General features: G+C 71.1%; 17 protein-coding genes and 1 pseudogene. 13 read left to right on the forward strand and 5 right to left on the reverse strand.

The window, feature by feature from the left end; all coding sequences use genetic code 11:
• Window positions 1-47: 47 nt before the first annotated feature.
• From ACPYO6_RS12495 to ACPYO6_RS12555, 13 genes and pseudogenes are all read left to right on the forward strand, one after another.
• Window positions 48-1,661, forward strand: a complete 1,614-nt coding sequence (locus tag ACPYO6_RS12495; protein WP_425714891.1) for a glycosyltransferase family 2 protein — start codon at window positions 48-50, stop codon at window positions 1,659-1,661.
• Window positions 1,662-1,874: 213 nt separating this feature from the next.
• Window positions 1,875-2,510, forward strand: a complete 636-nt coding sequence (locus ACPYO6_RS12500; RefSeq protein ID WP_425714890.1) for an ATP-dependent Clp protease proteolytic subunit — start codon at window positions 1,875-1,877, stop codon at window positions 2,508-2,510.
• A 27-nt stretch (window positions 2,511-2,537) separates the two neighbouring features.
• Window positions 2,538-3,248: an ATP-dependent Clp protease proteolytic subunit gene (locus ACPYO6_RS12505; RefSeq protein WP_425714889.1), complete on the forward strand. Its 711-nt coding sequence runs from the start codon at window positions 2,538-2,540 to the stop codon at window positions 3,246-3,248.
• Between the two features lie 327 nt (window positions 3,249-3,575).
• Window positions 3,576-4,841, forward strand: coding sequence for an ATP-dependent Clp protease ATP-binding subunit ClpX (gene clpX, locus ACPYO6_RS12510; RefSeq protein WP_425714888.1), 1,266 nt, complete (start codon window positions 3,576-3,578; stop codon window positions 4,839-4,841).
• Window positions 4,842-5,485: 644 nt separating this feature from the next.
• Entirely contained in the window at window positions 5,486-5,917 is a 432-nt protein-coding gene (locus ACPYO6_RS12515) for a hypothetical protein (protein WP_425714887.1), read from the forward strand.
• A 122-nt stretch (window positions 5,918-6,039) separates the two neighbouring features.
• Window positions 6,040-7,107 carry a peptidoglycan-binding domain-containing protein gene (locus tag ACPYO6_RS12520; protein WP_425714886.1) on the forward strand — a complete coding sequence of 356 codons (1,068 nt, stop codon included), beginning with the start codon at window positions 6,040-6,042 and terminating at the stop codon, window positions 7,105-7,107.
• Window positions 7,104-7,739, forward strand: coding sequence for an ABC transporter ATP-binding protein (locus ACPYO6_RS12525; protein WP_425714885.1), 636 nt, complete (start codon window positions 7,104-7,106; stop codon window positions 7,737-7,739). The genes ACPYO6_RS12520 and ACPYO6_RS12525 overlap by 4 nt, the downstream gene beginning before the upstream one ends.
• A complete protein-coding gene (locus tag ACPYO6_RS12530; RefSeq protein WP_425714884.1) occupies window positions 7,736-8,827 on the forward strand; it encodes an ABC transporter permease in 1,092 nt (363 codons plus the stop codon). Before ACPYO6_RS12525 ends, ACPYO6_RS12530 begins: the two co-directional genes overlap by 4 nt.
• Window positions 8,828-9,022: 195 nt before the next feature.
• A complete protein-coding gene (locus tag ACPYO6_RS12535) occupies window positions 9,023-9,232 on the forward strand; it encodes an RNA polymerase subunit sigma-70 (RefSeq protein ID WP_425714883.1) in 210 nt (69 codons plus the stop codon).
• Between the two features lie 12 nt (window positions 9,233-9,244).
• Window positions 9,245-9,691: pseudogene (locus ACPYO6_RS12540) on the forward strand (Clp protease N-terminal domain-containing protein); the annotation flags it as partial.
• Window positions 9,692-9,863: 172 nt separating this feature from the next.
• Window positions 9,864-10,187: a chorismate mutase gene (locus ACPYO6_RS12545; RefSeq protein WP_425714882.1), complete on the forward strand. Its 324-nt coding sequence runs from the start codon at window positions 9,864-9,866 to the stop codon at window positions 10,185-10,187.
• A 61-nt stretch (window positions 10,188-10,248) separates the two neighbouring features.
• Entirely contained in the window at window positions 10,249-10,932 is a 684-nt protein-coding gene (locus ACPYO6_RS12550; protein ID WP_425714881.1) for a hypothetical protein, read from the forward strand.
• Between the two features lie 96 nt (window positions 10,933-11,028).
• Window positions 11,029-11,481, forward strand: a complete 453-nt coding sequence (locus ACPYO6_RS12555) for a hypothetical protein (protein WP_425714880.1) — start codon at window positions 11,029-11,031, stop codon at window positions 11,479-11,481.
• On the opposite strand, the gene ACPYO6_RS12560 is transcribed toward ACPYO6_RS12555, so the two are convergent.
• From ACPYO6_RS12560 to ACPYO6_RS12580, 5 genes are all read right to left on the reverse strand, one after another.
• The gene (locus tag ACPYO6_RS12560; protein WP_425714879.1) at window positions 11,469-13,283 is read right to left on the reverse strand and encodes an AMP-dependent synthetase/ligase; all 1,815 of its coding nucleotides are present in this window, start codon (window positions 13,281-13,283) and stop codon (window positions 11,469-11,471) included. The two genes, ACPYO6_RS12555 and ACPYO6_RS12560, sit on opposite strands and share 13 nt — an antisense overlap.
• An 85-nt stretch (window positions 13,284-13,368) precedes the next feature.
• A complete protein-coding gene (valS, locus tag ACPYO6_RS12565) occupies window positions 13,369-16,023 on the reverse strand; it encodes a valine--tRNA ligase (protein WP_425714878.1) in 2,655 nt (884 codons plus the stop codon).
• 41 nt (window positions 16,024-16,064) lie between these two features.
• Window positions 16,065-16,961, reverse strand: coding sequence for a MauE/DoxX family redox-associated membrane protein (locus ACPYO6_RS12570; RefSeq protein ID WP_425714877.1), 897 nt, complete (start codon window positions 16,959-16,961; stop codon window positions 16,065-16,067).
• Window positions 16,962-16,970: 9 nt separating this feature from the next.
• A complete protein-coding gene (locus ACPYO6_RS12575) occupies window positions 16,971-17,906 on the reverse strand; it encodes a hypothetical protein (protein ID WP_425714876.1) in 936 nt (311 codons plus the stop codon).
• 219 nt (window positions 17,907-18,125) lie between these two features.
• Entirely contained in the window at window positions 18,126-18,689 is a 564-nt protein-coding gene (locus tag ACPYO6_RS12580) for a MarR family transcriptional regulator (RefSeq protein ID WP_425714875.1), read from the reverse strand.
• Between the last annotated feature and the right edge of the window lie 66 nt (window positions 18,690-18,755).

The following is an 18,755-nucleotide window of genomic DNA, read 5'->3' on the forward strand; positions in this document are numbered from 1 at the left end:
TCGGGGCGCAGGATCGAGGCCGTCCCCCACGCTGGAAGGCCCCCGCCATGACCGCAGAACCGCTGCTCGCCCCGGCTCCCCCCGCCGCGCGAGCCGCCCGAGACGCCGCGACCGCCCCCGCCGCCCGCCTCGGCACGACCACGTATGCCCCAACGACCTCCTACGCCTCAATCACCCCCGTCGTCGACGTCGACCTCGACGCCGATGCCGGCCCCCGTGCCGACGTCGAGGAGATCCTGCGCTCTCGACCGGGGCAGCAGTACGCCGGTGCAGCGCTCGAGCTGTACGGCACCGCGCCGGACCCCGGCGCCGAGCGGCGTCCTGTCGTGGGCTGCGTGATCCCCGCGTACAACGAGGAAGGGTCGATCGCACGCGTGCTCGAGGCGCTGCTGGCGCAGACCCGGCTGCCGGACGTCGTGCACGTGATCATCAACAACACGACCGACGACACGTTCTGGGTCGCCCGCGAGTTCGCGGGACGGCACGAGCGGCGCTACCGCGGCGAGACGATGACCTGCGACGTGCACGTCCACGACGTCGGCCGGCTCGCGGACCGGAAGGTGGGCGCGCTCAACACCGGCTTCCGGTTCGTCCAGGACTGCGACTACTTCCTCGGTGTCGACGGCGACACGATCCTGCACCGTCGCACGCTCGAGCGCCTGCTCGCCGAGATCCGGTCCGACCGGCGGATCGGCGGCATCAGCGCGGTCTACTCGATCGACTTCGACGAGGGTGCGGGGCTCGACGAGAAGTTCCTCATCGCGGGGCAGCGGCAGCAGTTCGCCGGCTTCAACCTCCTCAACCTCCTGCGCGGCCGGAACATGGCCGTCATCGGTGGTCAGTGCTCGATCTTCTCCGTCGAGGCGCTGACGACCGTCCGTGACACGTACCGGCAGGGCGGGCCCTGGGTCTCCGACTCCGAGGTCGAGGACTCCCTGCTCTCGCTCCAGCTCAAGAGCACGGGATTCTCGACGAAGATCAGCGCGTCCGCACGTGCCGACGTCGGTCCCATGCTCAGCCTCAAGTCCCTGGACGCGCAGCAGGTCAAGTGGAACTACGGCGCGATCGACCTCATGTGGCCGGGCCAGCGCGGAAACACCACGGGGCATCCGTTCCATCCCAACCTGCGTCTGCGGTGGCTCGAGAACTGGCAGATGCTGTTCAACCTGCTGGTGCGCGTCGGGTTCGTCCTGCTGCTCGCCGCCTCGCTGAGCATCGGCGCGTTCACCTTCTACTGGTGGTGGCTCCTGCCGCCCGCGGTCTCGATCCTGCTCAACGTGCGCATCGCCCTGACCATGAAGGACCGGACGGTGAAGGACCTGCTGTTCGCCCTGCTGTTCGTGCCGGGCGAGATCTACATGTGGATCCGGATCGGCCACTTCGTCCGTGCGTGGACGAAGTTCCTCTCCAGGCAGGAGGTCGACAACTGGGGTGCGCAGGCTGCAGCCGAGTCGGGCAGGGCCAACAACGACTACCTGCGCCCCGTCGTCTACGGCGTCGTGCTGCTCGCGCTCCTCGTCGTCGGATGGCTGCAGCTCCCGCTGCTCGCCCAGGAGGTCGTGCTGTGGATCTGCTGGCCGGCACTGGCCATGGTCGCCGCGCTGCAGTCGGTGGAGATGCTCGTCCGGCTCCTGCGCCGGCACCGTGGTTTCCGGGTCTGAGCCGCACCGCTGATCCCACCCGCCGCGGCGGTCGGCGCTCTCGTCGCGTCCTCCCGGGGACGCGGCGGGTCCGCCCGTGCCCCGCCCGTGCGCCGACAGCGAAAAGGCCTCGGACGGGGGCAGGATCGCTGCCCCCGCGCGGTTAGGGTCCAGTGACGACCCGCGGTCGGCGCATCCGCACCGCCGCCCCCACCTTCGATCAAGGAGCTGCACGTGAGCGAACCGATCGCGCGCACCGAGGCCAGCGGTCTCGGCCTGAACGACAGCATCTACAACCGGCTGCTCAAGGAGCGCATCATCTGGCTCGGCTCGGAGGTGCGCGACGAGAACGCGAACGCCATCTGCGCGCAGATGCTCCTCCTCGCCGCCGAGGACCCGGACGAGGACATCTTCCTCTACATCAACAGCCCTGGCGGCTCGATCACCGCGGGCATGGCCATCTACGACACGATGCAGTACGTCAAGCCGGACGTCGCCACGGTCGGCATGGGCCTCGCGGCCTCGATGGGCCAGTTCCTGCTCACCTCGGGCACCAAGGGCAAGCGCTACGCCACGCCCCACGCCCGCGTGATGATGCACCAGCCCTCGGGCGGCATCGGCGGCACGGCCACCGAGATCAAGATCAACGCCGAGCTCATCCTCCACATGAAGAAGGTGCTCGCCGAGCTGACGGCCGAGCAGACCGGCCAGCCGCTCGAGCGCATCAACTCCGACGCGGACCGCGACCGCTGGTTCACCGCCGCCGAGGCGCTCGAGTACGGCTTCATCGACCACGTGGTCGACAGCGCCGCGTCCGTCACCGGCGCCGGCGGCACCGGGTCCGACGGCGACTCGTCCGACAAGTCCTGAGCCCCGCGACCACCTAAAGGAGTCCGAATGAACCTCCCCATCATGGGCCGCGCCGGCTTCGCCCCGAACGGCTCCACCACGCAGATGCCCGGCGGGACCGCCCCCCAGGGCCCGTCCTCGCGCTACATCCTCCCGTCGTTCGAGGAGCGCACCGCCTACGGCTACAAGCGGCAGGACCCGTACGCCAAGCTCTTCGAGGACCGCATCATCTTCCTCGGCGTGCAGGTGGACGACGCCTCCGCGGACGACGTCATGGCTCAGCTCCTCGTCCTCGAGTCACAGGACCCGGACGGCGTCATCACCATGTACATCAACAGCCCCGGCGGCTCGTTCACGGCGCTGACGGCGATCTACGACACGATGCAGTACATCAAGCCGGAGATCCAGACGGTCTGCCTCGGTCAGGCCGCCTCGGCTGCCGCCGTGCTGCTCGCCGCGGGCTCGCCCGGGCGTCGTCTCGCACTGCCGAACGCCCGCGTGATGATCCACCAGCCCGCGCTCGAGGGCGGCGGCTACGCGCAGGCCTCGGACATCGAGATCCACGCCAACGAGGTCCAGCGCATGCGCCAGTGGCTCGAGCAGACGCTCGCGCACCACACCTCGCAGGACATCGAGACCATCTCGCGCGACATCGAGCGCGACAAGATCCTCACCGCCCAGCAGGCGCTGGAGTACGGGATCGTCGACCAGGTGCTCGAGTCCCGCAAGAACACCGAGCCGGTAACCATCCAGAAGTAGTCCCGCGCGGCGCCCCCGGACCAGTCGGTCCGGGGGCGCCGTCGTGCGTACGGAGCCCTGCCCGACGCCGTCGCGAGGGGTCGTACGGAGGCTGCCCTTCGGCGTCGGGCACGTGTGTACGGAAGCCCGCCCGACGCCGTCGCGAGCGCCCGTACGGAGGTCTCTCTCCGGCGTCGGGCACCAGGGAGCGCAGGCCCGGGTGGCGTGCGCGACGAGGCGCGCCGGGCAAACGCAGGTGCCTCCCGGGCCGAGCGTGTGCGAAGGTTGAGCCGAGAGCCGTACCCAGCGGCGAGCGGCCCCGGACCGCGAACGAGACAGGAGGACCCGATGGTGCGAACTGGACCCGCCACGGCGGACCTCCTCACCTGTTCGTTCTGCGGGAAGAGCCAGAAGCAGGTCAAGAAGCTCATCGGCGGCCCGGGCGTCTACATCTGCGACGAGTGCGTCGAGCTGTGCAACGAGATCATCGACGAGGAGCTGGCCGAGCTCGGCGAGTCCTCGCTCGAGAACCTGCCCAAGCCGCGCGAGATCTTCGACTTCCTCGGCGAGTACGTGGTGGGTCAGGAGGACGCGAAGCGCGGGCTGGCCGTCGCGGTCTACAACCACTACAAGCGGATCCGCTCGCTCGACGAGAAGCCCGCCCCGGACGCGGTCGAGATCCAGAAGTCCAACATCCTCATGATCGGCCCCACGGGGACCGGCAAGACGTACCTCGCCCAGTCGCTCGCGAAGATGCTCGACGTCCCGTTCGCGATCGCCGACGCCACCGCGCTGACCGAGGCCGGCTACGTGGGCGAGGACGTGGAGAACATCCTCCTCAAGCTCATTCAGGCCGCCGACTTCGACGTGAAGAAGGCCGAGGGCGGCATCATCTACATCGACGAGATCGACAAGGTGGCCCGCAAGGCCGAGAACCCGTCGATCACGCGCGACGTCTCGGGCGAGGGCGTCCAGCAGGCGCTGCTGAAGATCATCGAGGGGACCTCCGCGGCGGTGCCGCCGCAGGGCGGGCGGAAGCACCCGCACCAGGAGTTCCTCCAGATCGACACGACCAACGTGCTGTTCATCGTCGCCGGTGCGTTCGCCGGGCTCGAGGACATCGTCAGCTCGCGCGTGGGCCGGCACGGCATCGGGTTCGGCGCCGCGCTCAAGGGGACCGAGTCCGAGGCGGACCTGCTGACGAAGGTCTCGCCCGAGGACCTGCACAAGTTCGGGCTCATCCCGGAGCTCGTCGGGCGCCTCCCCGTGACGGCGACCGTCAACGCGCTCACGCAGTCCGACCTCGTGACGATCCTGACCGAGCCGAAGAACGCGCTCGTCAAGCAGTACCAGCGGATCTTCGACCTCGACGGCGTCCAGCTCGAGCTCACCGACGAGGCGGTCGAGGCCATTGCCGAGCTCGCGCTCGAGCGGGGGACCGGCGCGCGCGGCCTGCGGGCGATCATGGAGAGCACGCTGCGCGAGACGATGTTCGACGTCCCCTCACGGGAGGATGTCGAGAAGGTCGTCCTCACCGGGGAGTCCGTCCGCAGCGGCCAGGCGCCGACCCTCGTGCTGCGCTCGAAGCGGCGTCGCCAGCAGCGCTCCGCCTGAGAGTTCCTGCCCGCCCTCGTTGACGGGACCAGGACATTCAACGAGGCGGACCCACAGTTCCATATCACCGTTGACCGACCGGCTTGGTCGCTGTTATGCTGCCGTCGTAGGCAACAGCGACGATGCCTAGTAAGGGGGAACTGTCAGATGCATGTCAACGGCGACAGGAACTGTTCAACGCATAGCGACGGTAGGGTCAAGTGGCGAAGAAGCATCATTCGAGCCGCAATCGCCGCCGCAGTTGGCGCGGGAGGAGTATTCGCGGTCGCGACACCTGCTAGTGCTGCGGTGGCAAAGGACGGGACTACACACTGCAACCCGGGGGCTCGTCCGGACGCGTACGTGCGGTACGAGGTGCGGGGCAACGCAAACGTACGCCCGCCGGGCAACGCAACAACGTACTTTGTCCGCTCCGGACGTCCTGCAAGCGAGTGGTGGAGTTCGGCGCGCCAGGGCATTGGTTCCGGAGGCTATTGGTACGTTTCGGGGCAATACTCTCTCGACGTGCCCGGCACCTACGGATACTGCTCGCCACCGTGATCAGGCCAGCTACTCGGGGCGTGCTCGGGGCATCGCTCGTTTTCCTACTCGCCGGGGCCACGGCGTGTGCGTCTGAGCAGGACGAATCAGGGAACGGAACCGAGGTGGCCACCGAATACTCTGGCACCGTTGCCGAGTACTACGGTGAGTTGGTCGAATGCATGGCAGACCGCGGCTGGGACTCCCGCGTGGAGATCGATCCCCAGTATGGCCGAATTATGGCAACGGATTCCGGTCGCGGGCGCTCGGACGCGGCACTCTCGGACGACACGTTCGCATGCACAGGGACGTTGGCGGCGGCACCCGTACTCGACTCGCCCGAACGCTACAGAGAGATCTATCCGATCCGTGTCGAACGGTACGAGTGCATGGTTGATGCGGACTTCCAGCCCGATCCACCTCCGTCGATCGAGACCTTCGTCGAGTCCGGGATGGGCGAGTCGCGGGCGTGGGAGCCGGTGTCCGGGCTTTCCGTGGGGGAGGCAATGCGAGCCGCAGAGGCGTGTCCGGTCGACCCGGACCAGTGGCTCTACTGATGGCGGCAGTTTCGCGGCGATGGCAGCATCCGCTCCCTCTTGTTGAATTCTGGCATCGGTGAGTGTGATGAATGCATGAGTGAACGCGGGTGGGACGGCCCGGCGTCGCTAGAGGGGGACGGGTGGTCGATCTGAGCGAGGAAGCCCGTCGTAGGCCGCGGCTGGTTGTCATCGTCCTGCTCGCGACGCTGTGCCTGGCCGCTGGCGCCGTCGTCGGCTGGGCGTTGCGGGAAGTGGTGGCACCGGCCAGCTCCGACGAAGAGGTGGAGGACCACACGGTCGTCGAGGTCGTTTACGGCGACGTCGGTTCCACACTGTCGCTGACGGCGAGCGCCTGGTGGCCCACCACTCCACTCGCCACGCCCGCCGCCACAGGAACTGTCACGGCGGTCGCGGCCGACCCCGGGGCACGCGTCGAGAGCGGAGATGTGGTGATCCGGGTCGACGAGCGGCCCGTGGTCGTCCTTGACGGCGCGGTGCCTGCATACCGCCTGTTGGCGGCCGGGGCCACGGGGGAGGACGTACGCCAGCTGCAGGTCTTCCTGGTCCGCGCCGGGTACCTGACCGGCGACCCGGACGGCACCTACGGCCCCACGACCGCCGCAGCGGTACGCGCGTGGCAGCGCGAGCTCGGCACCACCGTGACCGGCGAGGTGGCGGAGGGGTCTGTCATGTTCGTCCCGGGCCTGCCGGCACGTGTCCGCGCAGCCGAGGGCATCGACGTCGGAGTGCGCCTTGCCGGAGGTGAGTCCGTCCTCGAACGGTTCGAGGACGCACCGCGGATCGAGGTCGCGATTGCGGGGAACCAGGCCGACCTCGTGTCCGTCGGCTCGACGGTCGTGGTGGACGGACCGAGCTCGTGGTCCATGGTCGTCGACGCGGTGACGGAGGACGAGGCGGGCGGCCTTGTCGCGGTGCTGGCCGCTCCCGACGGCGGGCCGGCTTGCGGGACGACCTGCGGTGAGATTCCCGTCGAGGGGTTCACCACGTACCCCGCGTCGGTCGAGCTCGTCCCGTCGACGCCCGGCCCGATGGTGCCGGCGGCCGCGCTTGCCACTCGGGCTGACGGTTCCTACGTCGTCGTCGACGCGGGTGGGACCGAAGTACCGGTCGACGTGCTCGCGCAGGGCAGCGGCTACGCGGTCGTCGACGGCATCGAGCCCGGTGCCGAGGTACGGGTCCCCGGATGATGCTGGTGGCTGATGACATCGGCTTTGCCTACCCGCGATCCGCTCTCCTGTTCGACGGACTCGATCTCCGGGTGCCGGGCGGTGCGATGGTGGCGCTCACCGGTCGGTCGGGGACGGGCAAGTCAACCCTTCTCTACATGTTGGGGTTGATGGTGACGCCGACGGAGGGGCGGATCGTCGTCGACGGCAAGGTAGCCAGCGGCCTGAATGACGCAGCCCGGGCCCGGCTGCGAGCCGAACGATTCGGGTTCGTCTTCCAGGACGCGGCGCTCGACCCGACGCGGACCGTCCTGGACAACGTCGTTGAGCCCGCCCTTTACCGAGGGCACGATCCGCGTGCTGTTCGCGATGCTGCCGGCGACCTGCTCGACGAGCTCGGCGTCGACGTGCCGGTGGACCGCGTGCCAGGTCAGGTCTCCGGCGGACAGGCGCAGCGAATTGCGCTCGCTCGGGCACTGTTGCACAGGCCGTCGATCGTGCTCGCGGACGAACCGACCGGCAACCTCGACGACGAGTCCTCGGACACCGTGCTGCGCACGCTGCGCTCCCAGGCGGAACGGGGGGCGGCCGTCGTCGTCTCGACGCACGACGACCGAGCACGGGAGCACTGCGACCGGGAGCACGCGCTGTGACCGTGCGGGCGATCGTGCTGCTCCGCGAGGCGTGGGCCTGGGCGCGAGCCGAACGGATCGGCAGCATATTGACGGTGGTCCTCGTGGCCGGACTGTGCCTCTCCGTGCTCATGACGTCTGGACGGACGGTCGGCGTGGAGCAGCAGGTTCTCGCGACCATCGATGCCGCGGGCACCCGGACGATCGTGGTGCGGGCCGAGCCCGAAGCCGCCGTGACCTCAGACGCGGTCGAGCGGATCGCGGCAATCGGAACCGTCGAGCAGGTGGTGGGCTTCGGTCCGGCCCAGGACGTCCGTAGCGCGACCATCACTGGCGGTCCCGCCGTCGCCTCGCGGACGGTGCATGCCTCAGATCTCTCGGACATCCTCGGCCATCGCGCCGACGCGGTGCCCGGATCGATCCTGCTCACCGGCCGGGGCGCCCAGACACTGGGCCTGGCCGACGGCGTCGGCCCGGTCACGACCGCGAACGGGACCATCGCGGCCGTGGTCGGCACCGTCGATCGCCCCGAGTTCCTCGACGCTCTGGGCTCGACGGCCTATGTCGTGACCGATGAGCCTGGCCCACTCGCCATCGTCGTGGTGATCGCCGACGCCGTCGACGCCGTCGACCAGCTCGTCCCGGTCGTGCAGGCAGCCCTGATGACGCAGCAGCCCGGATCTGTCAACGTCACGACGTCCGAGGCGTTCGCGCAGGTACAGGCTGTCATCGGCGGACAGCTCGGCGGCTTCGGCCGAAGCCTCGTGCTGGGAATCCTCCTCGCGCTCGGCGTCCTCGTCGCAGGGTTGCAGTACGGGGTCGTAATGATCCGGCGGAAGGACTTCGGTCGGCGCCGCGCGCTCGGTGCGTCCCGGCGGCTCATCGTAGGCCTGCTCCTGCTCAGGACGATGCTGTGCGCCGGTGTCGGAGCCCTGCTCGGAGCCACGACCGGGCTGGGCGTGACACGGGCACTCGGCGATCCCGCGCCGGGACTCTCGTTCGTCGTCGCCCTCATGGTGCTCGCGATCGCTGTGTGCGTCGTCGGAGCGATTGCACCAGCAATCGTCGCCTCGAGACGCGAACCCCTCGTCGAGCTTCGCGTCCCTTGACGGCGCCCAGGTCCAGCGGCCTCGGCGTACTTGAGGAGACGCCGATCGAGGCGGCGGACGCCGATCTGGACCAGACCCGGGACGCTGCGTCGGCACGCGTGAATGCTCGCGTGCACCTCGCCGCCGACTTCGGCGACAGCCAGTTTCTGTCAACCCCGGTTGACAGAGGGGCGGCTGTCAACGTAAGTTGACAGCATGAGTCGACACGACACGACCGTTGCGGCGCAGGACCCGGACCCAAGGACGGGGCTGAGGGGTGTGCGTGCCATGCGCGAGCTGGCGGACCGGCTCGAGATCCTGCAGGTGGATCGCGCACGGGATCTCGGGTGGTCGTGGCAGGAGATCGCCGACGAGCTCGGTGTGAGCCGCCAGGCCGCCCACAAGAAGCACGGCCGCGGACGCTGAGGAGGACCGGACATGTTCGAACGATTGACCACGGACACCAAGGCCGCCGTGACGCGCGCGCAGGAGGTGGCGCGGGAGACCGGTGCGGAGCGCATCGAGACCAGGCACGTCGCCGTCGGCGTGCTGGAGGCCGACGGCGACGCCGCCCGCGCGTTGTCCGGTCTCGGCGTCGACGTCGCGGCGTGCAGGTCCGCGCTGATCGGTCGGCCGCCCGGCGTGGACCCCGAGGCGCTCGCCTCGGTGGGCATCGACCTGGACGCGGTGCGCGGGGCGACTGACGAGGTCTTCGGGGACGGCTCGCTCGACCGTGCCGACCACGTCGCCCGGATCCGTGTCAGGCGACGCGGGCACATGCCGTTCGCGCCGGCCGCGAAGGACGCGCTCCGGGCGGCACTCCGTGAGGCGGTGCGCCTCGGTGACAAGGAGATCACCGACCGGCACCTCCTGCTCGCGCTCCTGCGGGACGGAGAGGTCGCGGTGGCGCTCGACGACGGGGTCGACCGCCCGACGCTGCGCTGCACGCTCGAGGGGCGGCCGCCGCGATGTAGGTCTCGGCGACGGTCCGGTGCTCGAGGTCCGGGGCCCGGGCACCGTCTGCGCGCTCGAGGGTTGTCGGTCTACCGTGACGGGCATGAGCGACGAGCGCACCCCCGAGCCGGACGACCTGCCCGAAGGGCTGCGCTCAGCCCGCGCGACGATCGACAACATCGACGCCGCCCTCATCCACCTGCTGGCCGAGCGGTTCCGCTGCACGCAGGCCGTCGGGCGGCTCAAGGCGGAGCAGGGGCTCCCGCCCTCGGACCCCGGACGTGAGGAGCGCCAGGTGGCCCGCCTGCGCGCGAAGGCCGAGGAGGCCGGGCTCGACCCGGTGTTCGCCCAGAAGTTCCTCGACTTCATCATCGCCGAGGTGATCCAGCACCACGAGAGCATCGCGGACGAGCACGGGCGACCCTGACCCGGTCCGTCACGCCGAGTCGCGACGGGGCCGGGCCGCGAACGCGCCTACGATCGTCCGTATGGACGCTCTCAACCTCCGCTACGGCAAGGGTTTCCCGATCGCCTTCATCGTGATCGGTGCGCTGCTCATCCTCACCGGCGTGCTCGGCGAACGGTGGATCTCGCTGTTCCCCGGCATCGTCATGCCGATCCTCGGGATCTTCATGCTCATCAACCCGATGGCGCGCATCGAGCCGCACGAGGCCCAACAGAGGAGCCCCATTGGCATCGTGACCAAGCGGTTCCCGCTGCGGGGCCCGGCCGACCTGCGCGCCGAGGAGAAGTACCTCGTGCACGTGCCGACCGGCAAGAAGGTGGCATCCATCGGCTTCATGTCGAACAAGGAGGACGTCGCCGCGATCCGCGCGCGGTACGGCGGCGGCCAGCCGGGGATGCCCCTGCAGGGAGCTCAGGCGCAGCAGCAGTACGGTCAGGGCGCTCAGGGAGGCCCGCAGCAGGGCTACGGACAGCCGCAGCAGGGCATGCCCCCGCAGGGTGCCCCGCAGCAGGCCTACGGCCAGCCCCAGGGTGCACCGCAGCAGGCGTACGGCGTGCCGGGCCAGCAGCCGTACGGCCAGCCGCAGCAGGGCGGCATGCCCCCGCAGGGCGCACCGCAGCAGCCGCAGCAGGGCGGCGCGCCCCAGCAGCCGCAGGCCGGCGAGCAGGGCGGCTACTGGCAGCCGGGTCCGCCGCAGCAGGGTTGAGCCGGCGCGGACTGACCGCGTCGCCTCGGCCCGCAGGGGCGCGGTCACCCGGCGTACGGCCGTGGCGGGCCGAGGAGCGTCCCTACGATGGTGCGCATGCTGGCGTTGACGTACCACCGCGTCGTCACGCGGATCGTCGCCGCCGTCGGGATCGTGACCGTCGTCGTCGGGATCGTGACCGTCGTCGTCGGGCTCGTGCTCGGCGAGAAGCTGGTGTGGGCGATCGGGCTCGGTGTCGCCGTCCTCGGTACCGCCTACGCGGTCGCCAAGCCGCTCGTCATCGTCCCGGGCGAGGTGCGGGTGCGCCCCGTACCGACGTCGATGCTCACGAGGAGATACCCGATCCGTTCGGGCAGCGACCTCCTCGCCGACGAGAAGGGCCTGTGGTACCTCCCGGACGGGACGCAGCTCGAGAGCTGGGGCCCCTGGTGGAACACGGACGAGGTCGCCGCGATCCGCGCCGAGTTCGGACCGCACCGACACCCCTGGGGAGCTGACGGCAGGGGCGCGCCGCGAAGCACGCCCCCGCCGCCCCACTACTTGGCGTAGATCTTCTCGATCTCGTCGGCGAACTTCTCGTGCACGGGCGCGCGCTTGACCTTCGACGACGGCGTGAGCAGGTCGTTCTCGAGCGTGAAGTCGGTGTCGAGGATCGTCACCTTGCGGATCGACTCGGCCCGGCTCACGGCCCGGTTCGTCCGCTCGACGGCGCGGTCGATGGCAGCGACCACGTCTGGGTGCTTCGCGGCCTCGGCCACGGTCATCTCCGGAAGGTCGTGGTTGGTCAACCACTGCGGGAGCATCTCGGCGTCGAGGGTGACGAGTGCGCCGATGAACGGCCGCCCCTCACCGACGACGACCACCTGCGAGACGATCGGGTGGCCGCGCAGCCGGTCCTCGAGCACGGCGGGGGCCACGTTCTTGCCGCCGGCAGTCACGATGATCTCCTTGGCGCGGCCGGTGATCGAGAGGTATCCGTCGTCGTCGATGGCGCCGAGGTCTCCCGTGCGGAACCAGCCGTCCTCGGTGAAGGCCTCCCGGGTGGCCTCCTCGTTCTCGTGGTACCCGCGGAACACGTGCGGGCCGCTGATCTCGATCTCGTTCGTCTCCGAGATCCGCACCGACGTGCCGGGGTAGGCGGGGCCCACGGTCCCGATCTTGATGCGTCCGGGCAGGTTGACCGAGGTGGGTGCGCCCGTCTCGGTCAGGCCGTAGCCCTCGAGGACGACGAGTCCCATGCCGCGGTAGAAGTGGCCGAGCCGTGTGCCGAGCGGCCCGCCGCCCGAGACCGCGTACTCCAGCCGGCCGCCCATGACCTCGCGCAGCGTGGAGAACACGAGCCGGTCGGCGACCTTGCGCTGGGCGGTGAGCACCCGCCCGAGACCCTGGCCCGACTCCTCCGCGCGCGACGCCCGCTCGGCGACCTTCGCGGCCCACCGGAAGATCCGGCGCCTCACGGTGGAGGCGGACGCCTTGGCGTCGGCGGAGTTGTAGACCTTCTCGAACACGCGCGGGACGGCGAGGAGGAAGGTGGGGGAGAAGCTCTGCAGGTTGGGTACGAGCTGCTTGATGTCCGGGCTGTGGCCGAGCACCGCCCCGGAGTGCACGCACAGGATCGAGACGAACCGGCCGAACACGTGCGCGAGGGGGATGAACAGGAGGGTGCGCGCGTCGTCGCCCGCCACCACGTGCCGGAGGTTGGGGTCCGCCACGCCGTTGGACACCAGCGCGACGAAGTTGCCGTGGGTCAGCTCGACGCCCTTGGGGCGCCCCGTGGTGCCGGAGGTGTAGATGATCGTGGCGAGGTCCGCACCCGTGCGTGCCGCCGTGCGGGCAGACACCTCCTCGTCGGGGACGTCGGCGCCGCGGCGGACGAGCTCGTCGATCGCACCGTCGGCGAGGACAAGCGTCTCGCGCAGCGCGGTCGCGCTCTCGGCGCCCTCGGCGAGGACGGCGCCGCGCTCGGCGTCGTCGACGAACGCCATGCTCACGCCGGCATCGGTGAGGATCCACTCGCACTGCTCCGCCGAGGACGTCTCGTAGATCGGCACGGGAACGGCGCCCGCGGTCCAGGCCGCGAAGTCCAGCAGCGTCCACTCGTACCGGGTGGGGGACATGATGGCGAGTCGGTCGCCGAGCTCGACACCCGAGGCGACGAGCCCCTTCGCCACCTCGAGGACCTGCCCGTGGAACTCGGCGACCGTCACCGGGTCCCAGCTCCCGTCGGCTCCGGCAACCTCGAACAGCGTGGCGGAGCCGTTGGCCGCGAGCCGCGCCTCGAGCAGGTGCGGGATCGTCGTCGACGCGTCGAACTGGCCGCGAGCCTCCGTGCTGGACATGGTCAGGGTCATCGCGTCCTCCGTGGTCGCAGTGGGGGCAGGGGCCGACGGTGGCCGAGGCGGTGCGAGCCGTCCCGCCTCGGCCGAGGGTACGTGCTCAGGCCGCAGGTTCGAGGGAGTGGTCGGTGACGGCCGTGGTGTCGGCGCCGTCGGTGATCGTCAGTTCGCCGCGCACCTTGGCGGCGTCGCGCAGGTCGCCCGCGACGGACCGGACGAAGTCCGCGTCCGCGGTCGGCACCGCGAGGGTGACCGCGGCGAACGGCACCTTCTGGGAGACCTTGGCCTCCGACTTCACCTTGCGAAGCGCGGCCAGCGCGCGCCCCGCGGCGGCGACGAGCCCCGCGTCCGCGTCACCTGCGGCGGCCCGCAGCGCGTCGCCGGTGGGCCAGTCGGCCCCGTGCACGGACCCGTCGCGGTACCAGGTCCACACCTCGTCGGTCGCGAAGGGCAGGAAGGGGGCGAGGAGGCGAACGTACGTGTCGACGGCGAGCGCGAGCGCCGCGCGGGCAGACTCCTTGGCACCCGGCTCGGCGGTGCCCTCGCGGTCGTAGGCGCGCTCCTTGACGAGCTCGAGGTAGTCGTCGCAGAACGTCCAGAAGGACGACTCGGTGTGCTCGAGCGCCTTGGCGTAGTCGTAGGCGTCCAGCGCGGTGGTCGCCGCGGCCACGACGTCGGCGAGGCCGGCGAGCATCGCCTGGTCGACGTCGTGGGTGACGAGCGCCGGGTCGAGCTCGAGGTCCGCGTCCCCGCCCATGGTCAGGGCGAACTTCGAGGCGTTGAGGACCTTGATCGCCAGGCGGCGGCCGATCTTCATCTGGGAGACCTCGAACGCCGTGTCGACGCCGAGCTTCGCGGAGGTCGCCCAGTAGCGCACCGCGTCGGAGCCGTGCTCCTCGAGCAGCCCCATCGGCGTGACGACGTTGCCCTTGGACTTGCTCATCTTCTTGCGGTCCGGGTCGAGGATCCAGCCCGAGATCGCGGCGTCGGTCCACGGCAGCCCGCCGAACTCGAGGTGCGCGCGCACGACCGACGAGAACAGCCAGGTCCGGATGATGTCGTGGCCCTGGGGGCGCAGGTCCATCGGGTACACGCGCTCGAACAGGTCCTGGTCACGGAGCCAACCGGCGGCGATCTGCGGGGTGAGCGAGGAGGTCGCCCAGGTGTCGAGGATGTCCGGCTCGCCGACGAACCCGCCCGGCACGCCGCGCTGCGACTCCTCGTAGCCGGGGGCTGTGTCGGAGGTCGGGTCCACCGGCAGTGACGCCTCGTCGGGCACGATCGGGGACTCGTGGCGCACGTCGCCGTGATCGTCGAGCGGGTACCACAGCGGGATCGGCACGCCGAAGAAGCGCTGGCGGCTCACGAGCCAGTCGGAGTTGAGCCCGTCGACCCAGTTCTCGTACCGCGAGTGCATGAATCCCGGGTGGAAGCTGAGCTCGCGACCCCGGTCGAGGAGGTTCGTCCGCAGGTCCACCCCGTTGGTGTCCTCGTGCGCGCGCCCGCCGTTGCGGATGTACCACTGGCGGGAGGTGACGATCTCGAGCGGCTTGTCGCCGCGCTCGTAGAAGTTCGCCTTGCGCTGCGTCGGTGTGGGGTCGCCGAGGAGCTCGCCCGACTCCTTCGCGGCGGTGGCCACGGCCTCGCGTGCGGAGAAGGTGGTCTTCCCGGCGAGCTGCTCGGCGTAGAGCTCGGCGCCCGACCCGGACAGCCACTCGGGGGTGGCGCGCAGCAGCCGGCCGTCCCGTCCCACCACGGCGCGTGTGGCGAGGTCGAGCTCGCGCCACCAGATGACGTCGGTGAGGTCGCCGAAGGTGCAGACCATCGCGATGCCCGTGCCCTTGTCCGCCTCGGCGGTCGGGTGGGCGAGGACGGGGACCTCGACGTCGAAGAGCGGGGTGCGCACGGTCCGGCCGAACAGGAAGCGGTAGCGCTCGTCGTCGGGGTGCGCGACGAGGGCGACGCAGGCCGGCAGCAGCTCGGGGCGCGTGGTCTCGATGACGACGTCGGCACCCTCGTCGGTGTGGAAGGCCAGCTTGTGGTAGTGCCCGGGATAGTCGCGGGCCTCGAGCTCGGCCTGGGCCACGGCGGTCTGGAACGTGACGTCCCACAGGCCCGGCGCCTCGGACTGGTAGGCCTCGCCGCGGGCGAGGTTGCGCAGGAACGCCGTCTGGGAGGCGCGCTGGGCGTCGGCCCCGATGGTCTGGTACGTCTGGCGCCAGTCCACGGACAGGCCGAGGCGGCGGAAGACCTGCTCGAACGCCTCCTCGTCCTGCGAGGCCAGGCGCAGGCACAGCTCGACGAAGTTCTTCCGGCTCACCGGCACCTGGTCGGCCGCCTTGATCGACTTCCCGTCGGTGCCCTCGTGCGGGGGGACGAAGTCCTCGACGTAGGGCAGCGACGGGTCGCAGCGCACGCCGTAGTAGTTCTGCACGCGCCGCTCGGTCGGCAGCCCGTTGTCGTCCCAGCCCATCGGGTAGAAGACCGACCTGCCGGTCATGCGCTGGTAGCGCGCGAGCACGTCCGTCTGCGTGTAGCTGAAGACGTGGCCGACGTGCAGGGACCCCGAGGCCGTGGGCGGCGGGGTGTCGATCGAGAACACGTTCGCGCGCTCGGCGGTGCGGTCGAAGTGGTAGGTGCCCAGCTCGCTCCACCGGGCGTCGTGCCGCTCCTCCAGGCCGTCCGTCCGTACCTTGTCCGGCGCCACGGGTGCGGGAAGGCGGGCAGGCGGCGGGGTGGCGGACGCAGTGCTCATGGTGGTCGATTGTTCCACGCGGTGGGCCGTGCCCGGGTGGGTCAGGAGGTGGTGGGCGCGATACCCGCGAGCTCCTCGACCAGCTCCCGGATCCGATCCCCGCCGGAGACCGGTCCTCCCGCGAGCAGCCCGTCGGCGCCGAGGACCACCGCCGACGGCGCGCCGAGGATCCCGAGTCGGCGGTACCCGCCGCGGGCGTCACCCTCGGTGACGCGGACGTCGACGTGGGGCAGCCGACGGCGCCACTCGGGCAGGGCGGCGAGCAGGTACTCGCGCTCCCGGCCGATCAGCGGCATCCGCACGAGGAGCTGGGCGCGCTCGCGCGCGAGATCGGTCAGCTCGACGGCGCGGCCGTCGACGACGACCTGCCCCTTCGGGATCGGGCGGCGCAGGTAGGGGCGCCCGCCGCGGTCGGTGTCCCCGCCGTTGCCGGACAGACCCCACAGGTGGGCCACGAGGGCGACGGCGCCGGCGATGCCCAGGACGATCGGCGGGAGGTCGTCGATGGCCCACCAGCCGCGGACCCCCGCGACGACGGCGACCACCGCTGCGACGACGAGCGCGACGTTGAGCGCGAGGTGCGCCGGTCCGACGACGCGGTCGTCGTCCCAGCCGAAGCAGTGGCAGCCGAGCGGCTCCGGGGAGCGCCAGGCGCGCCACGAGACGACGAGATAGGTGGCGGTGAGCACCGCGGCGGCGAGCGCCGGGGCGACCAGCCACGGGCCGGGCACGGTGACGAGGGCGAGGCCGACGACGATCTCGGCGACGGCGTGCAGCCGGATCGTCGCCGGGCGGTGGGCCCAGCGGGGCAGCCCGAGGGCCGCCAGCTGGGCGGGCGCCGGAGGGCGGGCGACCTTGCCCGTGCCGGCCGCGAGCAGGACGACCGCGAGCGCGACGACCGCGGCCCCGAGGAGGTGGTCGACGGCGGCCGCGGGCATGGGGGCACCCTAGTTCGTCGGGGCGGGCGCGTACGGGGAGGGGGCGGCGGCTGCGAGGTCCTCGGCGAGCTGTGCGATGGCGCGCGGACCGCGCACCGGTCCGCCGGCCGTGCGGCCGTCGGTGCCGAGGACGACGGCGAACGGGCGGTCCCGGCGAGGCAGCCCGAGGCGTGAGGGCTTCTTCTCGTCGATGACGTGGATGTCGAGGTGGGGGAGCCGGCTGCGCCACTGGGGGAGGATCCGGCTCAGGTGGCTCTGGTTCTCTGGGTCGCGGGGCGCCTGGACGAGGAGGACGTCGCGGCCGCGAAGGAGGTCGCCCGGATCGATCTCCTTGCCGTCGATCGTGGCGGGCCGGCCGTCGATGGTGGGCGCGCCGACGGGGTTCTCCCAGCGCCGGTACGTCCGGCCGCTCGCGGCGACCATCGCGGGAAGGCGGCCCCGGTGGACGAGGACGGCGACCTCTCCGGCGACGAGGAATATGACGAACCCCCAGCGCACGGAGGAGTTCGCGATGAACGACCATCCGCCGAGCCCCGCCGCGACGGTCGCGACCGAGCAGATCAGCATGGCCACCGCGAGGAGCATGTGGCGCCGGTCGGCCGGGCGGTCGTCCCTCCAGCCCACAAGGTAGGCGGCGCCCGGCTCGGGCGCGCGGCGCGCGCGAACGACGGCGCACAGCGCGGCGAGGGAGACGACGGTGCTGATCCCACCGGCGAGGGCAAGACCCCAGCCGGACGAGAGGAGGATTCCCGCGGCGAGCGCCACGGCCACCGCGGCCCGGAGCTCGGTGACGGACCGGCGACTGGCCCAGCCGGGGACGCCGAGCCGTGCGAGCCCGTCGTGCGACGGGTCCTTCCCGATCGAGAGGATCGCCGTCAGGAGCAGGGTGCAGGCGAGGAACGTGGACAGCGCCCCGAGGGCCGCGAGTGCGAGGTCGGTGTCCATGCCCGCAACCTATCGACGAGGCGGTGCACGGCGCCCGGGTCCCGGTGGGCCTCCCTCCCCGGTCAGAGGTCCCCGGTGTGACCCGCCGTGACGGCCGCCATCTGTCGAGAGTGCGGCTCAGGCGCCGGTCACTACTGGTCGAGAGTGCGGCTCAGGCGCCGGTCACTACTGGTCGAGAGTGCGGCTCAGGCGCCGGTCACTACTGGTCGAGCGTGCGGCTCAGGCGCCGGCCGCGTCGACGACCTTGGCGAGCAGCGCGTGCAGCTGGGCTGACTCCGCCTCGTCGAGGGGGGCGAGCAGCTCGGCGCCGTGCGTGGCACGTGCGGCGGCGACCTCGTCGGCGAGACTCAGCCCGGCGTCGGTGGGCACGACGAGGATCGCGCGACGGTCGGTCGGGCTCGGCGTGCGGCGGACGAGGCCCTTGTCCTCGAGGGAGTCGACGACCTCGGTCGCCGAGCGCGGGGCGATGCGCAGCCGGGCAGCGACGTCGGCGAGGCGGGCGCCCCCGTCGGCGGAGATCGCGGCCTTCAGCGCGCGGAACTCGTGGGGCGAGGGGCCGTGCGGCTCGAGCGTCTCCATCCACCGGCGGCGGACCTGGCGGGCGGCCCGGACGATGAGCTCGTAGGTGTCGGGCTCGTGGGAGTGCGCGTGGCCGGCGCCGTGCCCGTGCTCGGCATCGTGGGTGTGGCCGCCCGGGTGCTTGTGGGCGGGCGGGTGCGCGTGCCCACCAGGTGCTCGCTCAGCCGGGCTCGCGGGCTCCTTGGGGGACGTTCGGCGGTTCACGGGAATATCGTAGCCCCCTGGCGAGTTACCCTCATCGTGAGGTAACCTCACCATATGGCTCCGGCG

The sequence above is a fragment of the Georgenia sp. Z1344 genome (assembly GCF_049856295.1).
Taxonomy (GTDB): Bacteria; Actinomycetota; Actinomycetes; order Actinomycetales; family Actinomycetaceae; genus JB111.

Bases quoted from the DNA above. Each gene is read 5' to 3' on its own strand.
- clpX (WP_425714888.1), top strand. From the start codon at position 3,576: ATGGTGCGAACTGGACCCGCCACGGCGGACCTCCTCACCTGTTCGTTC.
- valS (WP_425714878.1), bottom strand. From the start codon at position 16,023: ATGAGCACTGCGTCCGCCACCCCGCCGCCTGCCCGCCTTCCCGCACCC.
- ACPYO6_RS12535 (WP_425714883.1), top strand. From the start codon at position 9,023: ATGAGTCGACACGACACGACCGTTGCGGCGCAGGACCCGGACCCAAGG.
- ACPYO6_RS12570 (WP_425714877.1), bottom strand. From the start codon at position 16,961: ATGCCCGCGGCCGCCGTCGACCACCTCCTCGGGGCCGCGGTCGTCGCG.
- ACPYO6_RS12525 (WP_425714885.1), top strand. From the start codon at position 7,104: ATGATGCTGGTGGCTGATGACATCGGCTTTGCCTACCCGCGATCCGCT.
- ACPYO6_RS12550 (WP_425714881.1), top strand. From the start codon at position 10,249: ATGGACGCTCTCAACCTCCGCTACGGCAAGGGTTTCCCGATCGCCTTC.
- ACPYO6_RS12560 (WP_425714879.1), bottom strand. From the start codon at position 13,283: ATGACCCTGACCATGTCCAGCACGGAGGCTCGCGGCCAGTTCGACGCG.
- ACPYO6_RS12555 (WP_425714880.1), top strand. From the start codon at position 11,029: ATGCTGGCGTTGACGTACCACCGCGTCGTCACGCGGATCGTCGCCGCC.
- ACPYO6_RS12505 (WP_425714889.1), top strand. From the start codon at position 2,538: ATGAACCTCCCCATCATGGGCCGCGCCGGCTTCGCCCCGAACGGCTCC.
- ACPYO6_RS12545 (WP_425714882.1), top strand. From the start codon at position 9,864: ATGAGCGACGAGCGCACCCCCGAGCCGGACGACCTGCCCGAAGGGCTG.
- ACPYO6_RS12575 (WP_425714876.1), bottom strand. From the start codon at position 17,906: ATGGACACCGACCTCGCACTCGCGGCCCTCGGGGCGCTGTCCACGTTC.
- ACPYO6_RS12495 (WP_425714891.1), top strand. From the start codon at position 48: ATGACCGCAGAACCGCTGCTCGCCCCGGCTCCCCCCGCCGCGCGAGCC.